The sequence below is a fragment of the Providencia sp. PROV_01 genome, from assembly GCF_053098325.1.
This window is the reverse complement of sequence record NZ_JBRFKD010000002.1, coordinates 3023380-3037640: the sequence shown is the minus strand read 5'-3', so window position 1 is coordinate 3037640 and position 14261 is coordinate 3023380. Positions and strand designations below refer to the sequence as shown.

At 42.4% G+C, this 14261-nt stretch carries 12 protein-coding genes and 1 riboswitch; of the genes, 9 read left to right on the top strand and 3 right to left on the bottom strand.

Features of this window, described 5'->3' with window-relative positions; genetic code table 11:
* The first annotated feature begins 451 nt into the window (after positions 1 to 451).
* Positions 452 to 1213, top strand: a complete 762-nt coding sequence (locus ACU696_RS14750) for an SDR family oxidoreductase (protein WP_004910258.1) — start codon at positions 452 to 454, stop codon at positions 1211 to 1213.
* Between the two features lie 165 nt (positions 1214 to 1378).
* Here ACU696_RS14750 and tkt read toward each other — a convergent pair whose 3' ends face one another.
* Together tkt and rpiB are read right to left on the bottom strand one after the other, a co-directional pair.
* Positions 1379 to 3388 (bottom strand): transketolase, encoded by a 2010-nt coding sequence (gene tkt, locus ACU696_RS14745; RefSeq protein ID WP_164528923.1) that lies wholly within the window; start codon positions 3386 to 3388, stop codon positions 1379 to 1381.
* Between the two features lie 36 nt (positions 3389 to 3424).
* Positions 3425 to 3877 (bottom strand): ribose 5-phosphate isomerase B, encoded by a 453-nt coding sequence (gene rpiB / locus ACU696_RS14740; RefSeq protein WP_109911228.1) that lies wholly within the window; start codon positions 3875 to 3877, stop codon positions 3425 to 3427.
* 323 nt (positions 3878 to 4200) lie between these two features.
* Here rpiB and ACU696_RS14735 point away from each other — a divergent pair, with 323 nt between their 5' ends.
* The 6 genes from ACU696_RS14735 to crcB all read left to right on the top strand — a co-directional run bounded on the left by ACU696_RS14735 (position 4201) and on the right by crcB (position 10262).
* The gene (locus ACU696_RS14735; protein ID WP_004910265.1) at positions 4201 to 5313 is read left to right on the top strand and encodes an MDR/zinc-dependent alcohol dehydrogenase-like family protein; all 1113 of its coding nucleotides are present in this window, start codon (positions 4201 to 4203) and stop codon (positions 5311 to 5313) included.
* A 129-nt stretch (positions 5314 to 5442) separates the two neighbouring features.
* Entirely contained in the window at positions 5443 to 6714 is a 1272-nt protein-coding gene (locus tag ACU696_RS14730; protein ID WP_115167405.1) for an MFS transporter, read from the top strand.
* Between the two features lie 11 nt (positions 6715 to 6725).
* Entirely contained in the window at positions 6726 to 7727 is a 1002-nt protein-coding gene (locus ACU696_RS14725) for a dihydroxyacetone kinase subunit DhaK (RefSeq protein WP_004910269.1), read from the top strand.
* A gap of 10 nt (positions 7728 to 7737) precedes the next feature.
* Positions 7738 to 8391, top strand: coding sequence for a dihydroxyacetone kinase subunit DhaL (dhaL, locus tag ACU696_RS14720; protein WP_109911230.1), 654 nt, complete (start codon positions 7738 to 7740; stop codon positions 8389 to 8391).
* A 159-nt stretch (positions 8392 to 8550) separates the two neighbouring features.
* Positions 8551 to 9513 carry a sugar-binding transcriptional regulator gene (locus ACU696_RS14715; RefSeq protein WP_004910275.1) on the top strand — a complete coding sequence of 321 codons (963 nt, stop codon included), beginning with the start codon at positions 8551 to 8553 and terminating at the stop codon, positions 9511 to 9513.
* A 164-nt stretch (positions 9514 to 9677) separates the two neighbouring features.
* Positions 9678 to 9748: riboswitch (Fluoride riboswitch) on the top strand.
* A 133-nt stretch (positions 9749 to 9881) separates the two neighbouring features.
* Positions 9882 to 10262 carry a fluoride efflux transporter CrcB gene (gene crcB, locus ACU696_RS14710; protein ID WP_004910278.1) on the top strand — a complete coding sequence of 127 codons (381 nt, stop codon included), beginning with the start codon at positions 9882 to 9884 and terminating at the stop codon, positions 10260 to 10262.
* A gap of 1 nt (position 10263) precedes the next feature.
* On the opposite strand, the gene ACU696_RS14705 is transcribed toward crcB, so the two are convergent.
* Entirely contained in the window at positions 10264 to 11214 is a 951-nt protein-coding gene (locus ACU696_RS14705; RefSeq protein WP_004910281.1) for a sugar-binding transcriptional regulator, read from the bottom strand.
* Between the two features lie 177 nt (positions 11215 to 11391).
* On the opposite strand from ACU696_RS14705, the gene dalD reads away from it, so the two are divergent.
* Both dalD and xylB read left to right on the top strand, forming a co-directional pair.
* Complete coding sequence (gene dalD, locus ACU696_RS14700; RefSeq protein WP_209101381.1) at positions 11392 to 12780, top strand: D-arabinitol 4-dehydrogenase; 1389 nt, start codon at positions 11392 to 11394, stop codon at positions 12778 to 12780.
* 11 nt (positions 12781 to 12791) lie between these two features.
* The gene (gene xylB / locus ACU696_RS14695; RefSeq protein ID WP_115167400.1) at positions 12792 to 14261 is read left to right on the top strand and encodes a xylulokinase; all 1470 of its coding nucleotides are present in this window, start codon (positions 12792 to 12794) and stop codon (positions 14259 to 14261) included.

The following is a 14261-nucleotide window of genomic DNA, read 5'->3' as shown; positions in this document are numbered from 1 at the left end:
AAATTAAATGTGCAGTATTTAGTGTGAATGATATTCATTTCAATATCTTACTCAATAACCCAGTGCTGATATTGTTTAATATCAATTTAGATATAACTAATATTATGCGCCAATTAACCGAAAATTTATAGGGGAATGAAAAAATGTATTTTTACGGAGCAGTTACAACATAGAGGGGTTTTTAGAAGATTTTTACAGTTAAAGATAAAGTACAAATATTCATTTAGATTATTATTTTGAACATATGCCCATTCGGAATTTAGTGAGGTATTTAATTTGAGAGATATCTCTTTTTTTTACATGAATAATATAGAACTTAATCGGCAATAATATTATATTAATAATACCAAGTAATTTAATCTTCGTTTAATATTTTGCTGTCTGTCTAAGACAGCACTATATTTATTTCATCTATATATTCAATATCACATCATGATGTTAAGGAATTAAAATGAAAAAATTTAGTGGCTATAACACCAACTTTTCACTTGATGGTAAGGTCGCTTTAATTACCGGGGGAGCAGCAGGTATTGGGTTGGCGATTGCTCAACTGTATGTTGAAAAAGGGGCTAAAGTTGCCCTAATCGATAAGTCAGATAACGTAATAACGACTGCAGAGAAATTAGGCAATTCAATTGGTATTCAATGTGATATCACAAATTCTACGGCGGTTTCTCAGATGGTAGAACATGTCATTGAGCATTATGGTCGGCTAGATATTGTCGTCAATAGTGCTGGAATTGTAGCACTGGCTCCCGCTGAAAATTTAAGTGAATCCGATTGGGACTTAACCATGAACGTGAACTTAAAAGGGACTTTTTTGGTTTGCCAAGCTGCGGGTAATGTTATGATTAATAATGGAAAAGGAAAAATTATTAATATGGCATCTCAAGCGGGGGTGATTGCCTTAGACCAGCATGCGGCCTATTGTGCGAGTAAAGCGGCAATTATTGGTTTAACCCAAGTATTAGCACTGGAGTGGAGCCCGAAAGGCATACAAACTAACGCCATTTCACCAACCATTGTCATGACAGAATTAGGTAAAAAAGCGTGGGAAGGTGAAAAAGGAGATGAAATGAAAGGAAAAATCCCTGCAAGGCGCTTTGCCGAACCTTCTGAAATTGCGGCATGTGCGCTATTTTTGGCCAGCGATGCATCTGATATGATTACAGGTCATAATTTAGTGATTGATGGTGGCTACAGTATCCAATAATGATATTAAATCAATAATAAAAAAAGCGAGTATAATTAGATATTCGCTTTTTTATTTTGCATGATTTTATTTAAATAAAAAATAAGCCAAATAACATAGGTATTATTTGGCTTGTAATAGGGAATTACAAAGTAGGATAACAGATATTAATTATTGCTATATCAATTAATCATTAGGTTTTAATAATGAAAGCGACATAGTAATAAGTTTTTCTACGGTGAAACCGAAATGTTTAAATAATTGGTCCGCAGGAGCAGACTCACCAAAGCTATTCATACCCATAACTAACCCATCAATTCCTACGTATTTACGCCAGTAATCACTAATACTGGCTTCTATCGCAATGCGATGGCGAATGTGATTGGGTAAAACACGCTGCTGGTATTCTAAGGGTTGTTGGTCGAAGGTATCTGTTGATGGCATCGAAATGACATTCACATTAAAACCTTGTTCTGTCAGTTGTTTCCATGCTTCAACCGCTAACGTGACTTCAGAGCCTGTCGCAATTAATAGTAATTCAGGGGCTTCACTATTACTGCGTAAAATATATCCGCCTCGAGCGATATTGGTGAGCTGTTCGGGAGTGCGCGAATACTGTATTAGGTTTTGACGGGATAACACAAGTGCTGTTGGGTTCTGTTGATGAATGATAGCCTGCTTCCAAGCCACGGCGGTTTCTACTTGGCAACAAGGGCGCCATACTGACAAATTAGGTGTTGCACGTAGTGACACAAGTTGCTCAACAGGTTGATGTGTTGGGCCATCTTCACCTAAGCCAATTGAATCATGGGTATAAATAAGCACTTGCGGTAATTTCATTAATGAGGCCATTCTCACGGCATTTTGTGCATATTCCGAGAACATCAAAAAGGTTGCCGTGTAAGGGCGGAAACCGCCGTGTAATGCAATCCCATTTGCGATGGCGGTCATACCGAATTCTCTGACACCATAATGAATATAGTTGCCAGCAGGTTGTTTATTAATCGGCAGTGAACCAGACCAATAGGTAAGGTTGCTTGGGGCTAAGTCTGCGGAACCCCCGATTAACTCAGGTAAAATAGGGCCAATAATATTTAAGGTATTTTGTGATGCTTTACGTGTAGCTATCGTTGCAGGGTTATCATTTAATTTTTGAATAAAATTATCAATGATATCTGTAAATTTTTCAGGGAGTTGATTAGATAATCGTTGAGTTAGCTGCTCAGCGAGTTCTGGGTATTGTTTTGTGTATTCTCGTAATGCTTGTTCCCAACGTAATTGTTGCTCAGCACCACGTTCTAGGGCATTCCAAGGTTCATATATGTCATCAGGGATCACAAAAGGAGGGTACTCCCAACCCAGTTGTTGGCGAGTCAGAGCTATTTCATCTTGTCCGAGTGGCGCGCCATGAGAATCCGCTGTACCTGCTTTATTAGGAGAACCGTAACCAATTGTGGTTCTACACATAATGAGTGTTGGTTTCGTAGTTTGTTGGTGAGCTTGTTCAATGGCCGCTTTGATTGCGGGTCTAGAATGGCCATCGACTTGGCGAATAACATGCCAACCATAGGCTTCAAAACGCTTTGCTGTATTATCAGTAAACCAACCTTGCGTGTTACCATCAATAGAAATGCGGTTGTCATCATAAAATGCAATGAGCTTATTGAGTTTTAACGTTCCCGCTAATGAGCACACTTCATGGGAAATCCCTTCCATTAAACAGCCATCACCTAAAAATGTGTAGGTATAGTGGTCGACAACGGGGAAACCAGAGCGATTAAATGTAGCTGCTAGGGTTTTTTCTGCGATTGCCATACCAACCGCATTGGCGATGCCTTGCCCCAGCGGGCCTGTTGTGGTTTCAACACCGGGGGTATAGCCTAATTCGGGGTGACCCGGTGTTTTGGAATGGAGTTGTCGGAATTGTTTTAAATCATCAATGGATAACTCATAGCCTGTTAAATGAAGCAAGCTATAGAGCAGCATTGAGGCATGGCCGTTTGATAATACAAAGCGGTCACGGTTAGGCCAATGCGGGTCCGCGGGGTTGTGCTGTAAATAATCTCGCCAAAGAACTTCAGCAATATCAGCCATTCCCATTGGGGCTCCGGGGTGGCCTGAATTAGCTTGTTGTACGGCATCTATTGAAAGAAATCGAATGGCATTGGCTAATTTATTTTGTGGTTGAGTGGACATTACAAAGCTCCCAAAGTAAAAGCGCCTAAAGTAAAACTAACGTTCCCCATTTTCATACTCACTGATTCGAGCCACTTTTGGTGCCGAACGTCCTCCTTCATAATGGGAAGCCAGCCATGTATCAATAATGCTTTTTGCTAATTCAGGGCCAATTACTCGTGCACCAAAGGTAATAATTTGTGCGTCATTACTTTTTTGAGCTCGTTCAGCGGAGTATGTGTCATGGCACAGTGCTGCACGAATTCCCGTGACTTTATTGGCAACAATGGACATACCAATTCCGGTACCACAAATTAAAATACCGCGCTGGTGCTTGCCTTGTACGATCGCAGTGGCAACCGCATGGGCAACATCAGGGTACATTTCGTCTGCAACCCCAGTGTTTAAACAGTAATCAGTCACTTCAATGTTTAGTTCTGCTAAGTGAGCTTTAATCAAATCTTTCATTTCAAATGCAGCGTCATCCGCGCCAATAGCAATAGATAGCATGATAGAGATCCTTATTGTTGAACAAAAGTTCATAAACCAATCAAATGTACTATTTAGAAAATAGGATCTTATGAACAAATAATCAATAGTTGAACATATGTTTTTATTTTTATGATGATGAATTCTGTGATCTACAGCTTTAAATTTAATTTTTTTTGCAAAAAAGGTAAAAAACAGTCGTTTTAAGGCGATTTTATGAGAATTTTTGCACTGAATCACACTTTGACACTCTCACTATGGGCAAGGATGAAGAAAAGAAGGTATGGTTAATTTGTATCTTCATTGAACTTATGTTCATTTTACAAACCGCCGAGGATAGAACTATGTGTGAACACTGTGATTCAAAAGCAACGATGAGCGCAGGCATTCCAGAAAAAATGAAAGCCGTGGTTGCTTATGCACCAAAAGACTACCGTTTAGAAACTGTCGATGTCCCTAAAATTAGTGAAGAAGAAATTTTGGTTCGCGTAGAGGCTTGTGGCATCTGTGCGGGTGATGTGAAAGCTTTTGAGGGTGCCCCTAGTTTTTGGGGAGATGCAGAACAGCCCGCTTATATCAAGGCGCCAATGATCCCTGGGCACGAATTTATTGGCCATGTCGTAGGCTTTGGGTCAAAAGTGGAAGGTTTTGCATTAGGTGATCGTGTTATTTCTGAACAAATCGTACCTTGTTGGGAATGCCGTTTCTGTAAACGCGGCGAATACTGGATGTGTGAAAAACATGACTTGTATGGCTTCCAAAACAATGTAAATGGCGGTATGGCGCAATATATGAAATTCACCAAAGAAGCCATCAACTACCATGTGCCTGTCGAGATGCCAATTGAAGACGCTATTTTGATTGAACCTTACGCCTGTTCTTTACATGCCGTGCAGCGTGCCAATGTCAAATTGGGGGATGTCGTTGTGCTTTCTGGCGCAGGAACATTAGGCCTAGGCATGATTGGGGCAATTAAAAAATCCGGTGCTGGTAAGTTAGTCGTTCTGGATTTATTTGATAAACGCCTTGAATTAGCGAAAGAATTTGGTGCTGATATCGTATTAAACCCGAAACGTGATGATGTCGACAAAATTGTCAAAGAGATGACTGAAGGTTATGGCTGTGACATTTACATTGAAGCAACGGGGGCGCCTAAATCGGTTGAGCAAGGCCTGAAGATGATCCGTAAATTGGGGACTTTTGTCGAGTTTTCTGTATTTAAAGACCCAGTGACAGTGGACTGGAGCATTATCAGTGACCGTAAAGAACTGGATTTATTAGGTTCTCACCTTGGCCCATATTGTTATCCACTAGTGATTGAAGGTATTGGCAATGGTGATTTCCCAACCAAAGGCGTGGTGACGGATATTTTACCTTTAGATAAGTTTGCGGAAGGTTTTTCAATGATGGCGAAAGGCGACCCGCACATTAAAGTGGTTCTCGACCCGAACCTGTAGAGCTGTCGTGGGTTGAAAAAAAGACGAAATTAAAAATATAACGATAAAAATTGGACCTGAATAAATGTCACCCTACCAAGGCTTGTTATTCAGGTCCTAACCCAGCGAATAAGCACTGAGGTCAACAATATGATAATCAATAAACTGTCTAAAGTAACGGGGTTTTCACCAAAGTTACTACTTGGCTATTTTGGCGTCCTGATCTTTATGATGGGGGAAGGCCTAGAACAAGGCTGGCTGTCACCTTTTATAATTAGCCGTGGAATGAGTATTGAAGAATCTTCATTACTATTTAGTGTGTATGGTTTTTTTGCTGCTGTGGCCGCGTGGTTATCCGGCGTATTAGCTGAAATTTATACCGCTCGTCGTGTGATGATTTTTGGTTTTGTGATGTTTGTGATTGGCTCGGTTATTTTCTTATCTGTTGGCTTACCGAGTAACAGCCTGTCTATCATGATCCCGACCTATGCACTGCGTGGTTTTGGTTATCCCATGTTTGCCTACGGCTTCTTAGTTTGGGTAGCCTATGAGGCACCAATTAAAAAATTGGGCTCTGCTGTCGGGATCTTCTGGTTCGTTTATAGCGGCGGGCTGGGTGTTTTAGGGGTGATGTATTCGAGTTATGCGCTGCCAGTGTTAGGTGAAATGGCAACGTTATGGAGTGGACTGATTTTTGTCACTATCGGGGCATTTATTGCTATTGCACTTAACCGCAACAAAGCGGGAGATACACCAGAGGCACCGAAAGAAAAAGTATCGCTCAGCTATGTATTCAAAGGGATCACTATTGCGTTTGAGAACCCAAAAATTGGTTTAGGTGGCATTGTTCGTACCATTAATACCTCGGCAGCATATGGTTTTGTGATCTTTATGCCAATGTTTCTTGCTGACTTTGGTTTTTCCCGCACAGAGTGGTTACATATCTACGCAGCACTTTGGACAGTGAACATTGCTTTTAATCTGATCTTTGGTGTTGTCAGTGACCGCATCGGTTGGCGCAATATTGTAATTTGGTTTGGTTGTGTCGGCTGTATGGTTTGTACCTTAATGTTTTACTACGTGCCTTATTATTTTGGGCACAGTTATACCCTGATGATGATAGCCGCTGGCTTATTTGGTGCGTGCCTCGCAGGATACGTACCACTTTCAGCCATCATGCCGAGTTTAGCGCCTGAAAATAAAGGCGCTGCCATGTCAGTCCTTAATTTAGGCGCCGGTTTAAGTACGTTTGTCGGGCCTGCACTTGTTGGGCTCTTTATTAGTAGCGTAGGTGCGTTTGGCGTGATTTGGATTTTCTCGGGGCTCTATTTATTTAGTGCGATATTGATGAAATTTATTACTGTGCCGGAAGAATTACTTGAACAGTCGGCAAAGATGCAGCTAACACCAGAAAATAAGTAAAAGAGGGAATTATGAACAGAATCATTAATGAACCTGATCTTGTTGTTGAAGATGCAATTCAAGGCTATTTGAAAGCGCACCCTGAATATTTTGCACAAACAGATAACGCGCGGGTTCTAAAATACCCAAAAGCACCAATACAAGGGAAAGTGGGCATTGTCACTGGTGGTGGTTCAGGTCATGAACCTGCGTTTTTAGGCTACGTAGGTGAAAATATGCTAGATGCGGTGGCGATTGGCGAAATTTTCTCCTCGCCAACGGCTGGGGCATTTTTAGATGCGTTCAAAGCCGCAGACAGTGGGGCAGGCGTTGCTTGCTTATATGGTAATTACGCGGGCGATAACATGAACGTTAAGATGGCGATGAAAAAAGCCGAAAAAGCGGGTATGCAAGTCAAAACCGTGGTCGCTACCGATGACGTCGCTTCAGCACCTGCCAGTGAAAAAGAAAAGCGTCGCGGCGTTGCGGGTGAAATTCTTATGTGGAAAGTGGGTTCTGCCGCAGCAAGTAAAGGCTATGATTTAGACGGTGTGATTAATGCGGCACAAAAAGCGATTAATAACTGCCACTCTATTGGTGTTGGGCTAACGTCTTGTACCATACCTGCGGTGGGTCATCCCAATTTTCATATTGAAGATGGGATGATGGAGCTCGGTATTGGTCATCATGGTGAACCAGGCATTGAAATTATGCCAATTCAATCCGCAGCGCAAATGGCAAAAACCATGTTAACGCCAATTTTAGATGATATGCAGGCAAAGCAAGGTGATGAAGTTGTCGTATTAGTTTCAGGGTTAGGTGCCACTCCCGTGATGGAGCTGTACATCTACTATGCAGAGGTTGAAAAACAACTCAGTGAGAAAGGTGTGCGTATTGTTCGTAACTATGTTGGTAACTACTTTACCTCATTAGAAATGATGGGGGTAACACTGACATTAATGAAAGTGGATGATGAATTGAAAACGTTGATGGATGTTCCTGCGTATTCATTGGGTTTAACACAGGTCAAATAAGGAGACAACTATGCAAGTTATTTCAACGGGCAACGGTAAGGAAATTACCCTTGATTTAGTGAACATTATTGTTTCTAACCGTGAATATCTAAGCGAAATTGATGGTGCAATAGGGGATGGAGACCATGGCATCAATATGGCGAAAGGCTTCAACTTATGTGCTAAAGCAATTGCAGACCGTGAATTATCACTCAGTGAAGGGTTTGAAGAAATTTCTGATGCGTTGATGGAAGGCATTGGTGGTTCAATGGGGCCACTTTATGGCAGCTTCTTTATGGGGATGTCAGACAGCATTTCAGGGAAAAATGCGTTATCACAACAAGATTTCCTCGCTATGTTAAAAAATGGGTTATCTGAACTGCAAGATATCAGTAGCGCGACAGTGGGGGACAAGTGCTTAATGGATACATTGATCCCCGCAGTTAATGCTTTTGAAGAGGCAACAAAAGCAGGAAAAAACTTTAAACAAGCGCTTGATGCGATGCAGGCCGCCGCCGTTGCAGGCCGTGATTCCACGGTAGATTTAGTGGCTAAAATTGGCCGTGCAAGCCGCCTTGGTGAGCGTTCAAGGGGCGTGTTAGATGCAGGCGCGACTTCTTGTTGTTTATTATTATGTCAATTAGCGCAAAGTGTTGAAAAACAGAGCGCATTAACCAATGCATAATTGTTTTATATAACTCTTTTCGTGGATATATAGACAAAAACTATTGCTATATATCCACTCTCTTTTATAACTCACTTATTAATTGCCACTAGAAACGCTATACTAAAACCTTATCATCCTTGTTGCGATTAACACCAATAAAGAGGAAACCACTATCTTATGGATAGATCACAAACATCTTCCGAAATCGAGCTACTGACTGAAATTGCGATAGCTTATTATCGTGATGAAATTACTCAGGAAGAGATCGCCAATAAGTTTGGTATATCGCGAATTAAGGTAGGGCGCTTACTTAAGCGAGCAAAAGAAGAAGGGATTGTTGAGATCAATGTTCGCTATCACCCTATTTTTAGCACTCAGCTAGAGCAACAGCTACTTTCTCGCTTCCCGATTTCCCGTGCGTTGATTGCCCTCGACCATCCCGATGAAGAAGAACAACGCTACCAAGTTGGCACATTAGTCGCTAATTATTTATCAACAACATTACGAGACAACATGATAGTCACGGTCGGCCAAGGCCGCAATGTTGCGGTAGTGGCTGATAGCGGTGGGGCAGTTCCTGAAAAAGATTGCCGTTTTATTTGCGGAATTGGCGGAACCCACCGGCCGGGAGATTCCATCAATGCGGACCATATCAGCCGCCGCTTAGCGAAGAAATTTGGTGGAACCAGTGAAACTTTATACGCGCCTGCCTATGTTGAAAATAATGAATTAAAACAATCATTTATGAAAAATGGCACCATTAAGGAAACGCTCGATCGCGCCCGTAAAGCGGATATAGCCCTAATTGGTATTGGCGATATGAATGAAGACAGCTATATGGTCAAACTAGGTTGGTTTACACCGCGTGAAATTGTTGATGCGAGTTTAAATCAAGGGGTAATTGGCGATATTGCCGGTTATGATTTTTTTAATGCGCAAGGGCAGCATGTTGATACAGTGATGAATGACAGAGTGATTGGCCTAAGCATAGATGAACTCAAGAAAATCCCTTGTGTAATAGCGATTGCTTCCGAATCCTCTAAGGCTATGGCCATTATGGGGGCACTGCGTACGGGAGCGATTGATATTATCGCAACGAGTGCGAGTAATGTGCGGACGATTTTGAAGATGTCCCAATAGCTCGTCATACTTCAAGCTGTCGCGTTGTTGACTACGCTCATTCGCATTAGTCACATACTTGTGTATGCTCCTAACGACTCATTCACTTGTGTAATTAGAATCATTCATGCCATCTATTATAAAATGGGTTTACATAACCTAATGAGTTACCTTATTATTTTAAAATATATATGGGAGATGGCATTCCTCCTTTTTACAAAACCGCCCGTAGAGGGCTAATGATGCCTACGTTAACCTATTGATTAGATAGGGTACGTAGGTATTATGTGCCCTAATTTAGGGCATAAATGATCTATACTCGTCATACTTCGAGTATAACTGGGAGACTTTCCTTTCATTTATCCCGCCAAACATTAAAGGAAGTTTCTATGTATGCCTCATTATTTGCAATAGCGATTGGTTCAGTGCTTGGCGGATGGCTAAGATGGTTTGTTAGCTTAAGACTCAATCACCTTTACCCAAACATTCCACTAGGCACTGTCGCGGTCAATTTGCTTGGTGGCTTTGTCATTGGCTTTGCCATTTCGTATTTTGCCAATGCAAATATTAGTCCTGCCTATAAATTATTCATTGTGACGGGCTTCTGTGGTGCATTTACCACCTTTTCGACCTTTTCACTCGAAGTGCTGGTGCTAATCCAAGAAGGTAAATTGGGCTTCGCCATTAGTACCATCGCCATCCACGTAATTGGGGCGTTGATTTTTACCTTACTCGGTATGCTGTGCCATAACTGGCTGACACAGGGATAATTTATTTATTTGCTAATAATTGATGTGCAGTGGCTTCATCGGTCACTAAGCCTGTTACCCAACTGCCATTCATAACAGCTTGAATTGCTTTTGTTTTGTGCGCGCCACCCGCAAATGCGATCACAGGCTTATTCGGGGAGGGGAACAGTGGTACACTGGTGTGAGTGTCATCCAAAGTTGTAGAAAGTCGCTCGCCATTAGCTTGGATAAAATGCCCCAATAACTCCGCGGCTACCCCTTTTTCTAATAGCATTTCCAATTGTTCATCTGTGACAAAACCTTCGGAATTGAGTGGACAGCCTTTGCCGACTTCACCAATACCAATAAAGGTAATATCTGCATTCAGGGCTTTTTCCGTGACTTCCTTATACACGCGATGTTGGCACCACATTGCTTTATCTTCTGGGCTATCGGCGTACAGTGGCGCAGGTAGAATATAGTGTCGGCATTGTAATTTTTCTGCAAAACGTAATGGAATATCATAGCGTGTTGCTGAGCTATCACGGGCAATAGCGCCTATTAATGAAACACATTGGTGCTGGGAGGTTTCTAGGTAAGGAAGGGCATCAATAATACTGCGTAATGTTCTACCTGAACCAATACCAATAATTTGAGGCTTATCGGGGTCGATTAATTGTTCCATGAGCTCAGCACCGGCCACTGAAATCATATCGAGCGTCGCTTCTGTATCAAGTTGCCCTGACGGGACAACAAAGCAATGTGTTAGGTGATACTTTTGCTGGATTTCATTAGCGAGTCTTAAACACTCCGTAATAGGGTGCGTGATTTGCACCTGAACCATACCTTGTTCTTTTGCTAGAGAAATAAGGCGTTGGGCGACTTGTCTCGATAGCCCAAGTTCATGTGCAATTTCCTGTTGTGTTTTGCCTGCCACAAAATATAGCCATGCCGCACGTGCAGCTTGTTCCATTTTTTTTAATTCTTTCTGCATGGACATTCTCCTGCTGGTTTCGCTTATTGTAATTCTGGGCAATTGTTTATTAAAAGGGCAAAAGTCAATACTGTGAGCATTATCGCAGTAATTGTGATCAGATTGAAACTAAAATATAACAAACGGGCATATGCCCAAAAAAATAGCAATTATTTAATTTTAGGTTAAGGAGTCACAATGCTAAAGCAGAAATCAGTGTGGATGCACATCGGTGCTGGGTCATTTCATCGTGCTCACCAAGCGTGGTATTTGCACCGTTTGATTCAACAAGGGGATGATAGTTGGTCAATTGCCTTAGGGAATATTCGCAATGATGCGAATGCATTGCTTGATAACTTAACCAAGCAAAATGGGGAATATACCCTTGAAACAGTCTCACCTGAAGGTGAGCGTCATTATGAAAAAATTACTTCAGTGCGCAAAGTATTACATTGGGATGAGAATTTAAGCCAATTAGTGGAACAAGGCTGTGATAAAGCAACACGTGTTATTGCTTTCACGGTCACGGAGGCGGGCTATTATTTAACCCCACAGCATGAATTAGATGCAGAACAGCCAGACATTAAATCCGATTTAACGGGCAGAATGAGCACAATATACGGTGCATTAACACAAATTTTACGCGCACGTTTAGCGGCTCATGGTGAACCTGTCACTTTGTTAAACTGTGATAATTTGCGCCACAATGGCGAACGGTTTAGACACGGCTTTTTATCGTTTCTACAATTAAAAGGTGAAACTGAGCTATACCAATGGGTGAAAGAAAATACGCGTTCGCCGAACACTATGGTTGATAGGATCACGCCTCGCCCAACACCAGATGTTGCTGAGCGTGTTAAACAGCAAACGGGTTGGGATGATAAAGCACCTATCATGGGAGAAGCATTCATTCAGTGGGTGATTGAAGATGACTTTATTAATGGACGTCCTGCATTAGAAAATGTCGATGTAGAAATGGTTGAGTCCGTTTTACCGTGGGAAGAAGCGAAAATTCGTATTCTGAATGCAAGCCACAGTTGCATTGCTTGGGCAGGAACCTTAATCGGTTTGAGCTTTATTGATGAAAGCACCCGCCAATCTGCTATCAAACAAATGGCATGGAATTATGTGACGCAGGATGTGATCCCGTCATTGTCACCAAGCCCCCTTGATTTAGAACAATACCGTGATGTAGTACTCGCGCGCTTTAGTAACCCGTATATTCAGGATACTAATCAACGTGTTGCTGCCGATGGTTTATCAAAAATTCCGGGTTTTATCACGCCAACTTTACAAGAATGCTATCAGCGCCAGCAGACTCCGGCGGCGACGGCTGTACTACCCGCTTTATTTTTCGTGTTTTTACAGCGTTGGGCTCGTGGTGAATTACCTTATGAGTATCAGGATGGTGTGCTGGATGTCGAGCTATATCAAAAAATGATGAATAGTAGTGATGCATTGTCGCAATTTGTCTCCAGTGAAATGCTATTCGGTTCACTTGCTCATGCTACCGAATTCCACGAATTGATGAGCAACACCGTTGAAAAAGTTGAAAATTGGCTCAAGTCACCTCAACAACCTCTGTAAGGAGAAAGGCGATGTACCTCGGAATTGACTTAGGCACTTCAGAACTTAAGGCTGTATTAATTAATGCTCAGGGTGAAATTGTTGCCTCAAGCCATATGGCATTAACAGTACAAAGGCCACATTCTCAGTGGGCCGAGCAATCGCCAGATAGTTGGTGGGAAGCCACCAATGCGGTTGCCGCTACCTTGCGCCAAAAAGCCCCAGAAGCATGGGCGGCAGTAAAAGCGATTGGCTTATCGGGCCAAATGCACGGTGCGGTATTATTAGACAGCCAGCACCAAGTACTTCGCGACTGTATTTTATGGAATGACACCCGCAGTGCGAAGGAATGTGAATGGCTCATGGAAAATCACCCTGAGTTTCTAACGATTGGCGCTAATTTAGTGATGCCAGGTTTCACAGCACCTAAATTATTGTGGGTTGCACGTCATGAGCCTGAAATATTCAAACAAGTTGCCAAAGTGTTGCTTCCTAAAGATTATTTACGTTGGAAAATGACCGGTCAATTTATCAGTGATATGTCTGATGCTTCAGGCACATTGTGGCTGGATGTGGCTAAGCGTGATTGGTCAGATGAATTATTAGCGGCAACTAATCTAACGCGTGAACAAATGCCGGCTTTAGTTGAAGGAGCTGAAAAAAGTGGTGTGTTACGGGCCGATTTAGCTTCGCAATGGGGTTTAAGTGCAGATGTGATTATTGCTGGTGGAGGGGGGGACAATGCAGCCTCTGCAGTGGGCGTTGGCGCAATTAATGATGGCGATGCTCTGATTTCTTTGGGGACATCTGGTGTTATTTTTGTGGTTAATAATCAACTACAAGCAGCACCACATCAGGGTGTCCATGCTTTTGCTCATGCATTACCAAATCGCTGGCACCAAATGAGTGTGATGTTAAGTGCCGCCAACTGTTTACGGTGGCTTTGCCAACTTCTTTCTACAACTGAAAATCAGCTAATGGAGGAAGTGGGGAAATTGACCGATGACCAGAAGAAGCTAGCGCCTGTATTTTTGCCTTACCTCTCAGGGGAAAGAACGCCTCATAATGACCCCTACGCAATGGGCTCATTTTTTGCGTTAAGAAATGAAACAACGCGTGCTCAGCTTGGTTATGCGGTGATTGAAGGTGTGACCTTCGCCCTGGCGGATGGCATGCAGGTTTTAACGCAAACAGGAACGCAAATTAGTCGGTGTAGCTTAACGGGGGGAGGAGCACGTAGTCCTGTTTGGGCGCAGCTGATTGCTGATGTTATCGATATACCAATTGTGACCCACCCAGCGAGTTCATCGGGAGCTTTAGGTGCGGCTCGTTTGGCATGGCTGGCGGACGGCGGTAATACAGAAACCGTGTGCCAAAAACCAGAGGTGTTAAGTACCTATTTACCGCAGAAACAGTACCAAACTTGGTTAAATCAACGGCTTGATGTTTTCCGTTTATTATACCAACAGCAAAAACAAGCAAGGGAATTATTGCCACAGTAG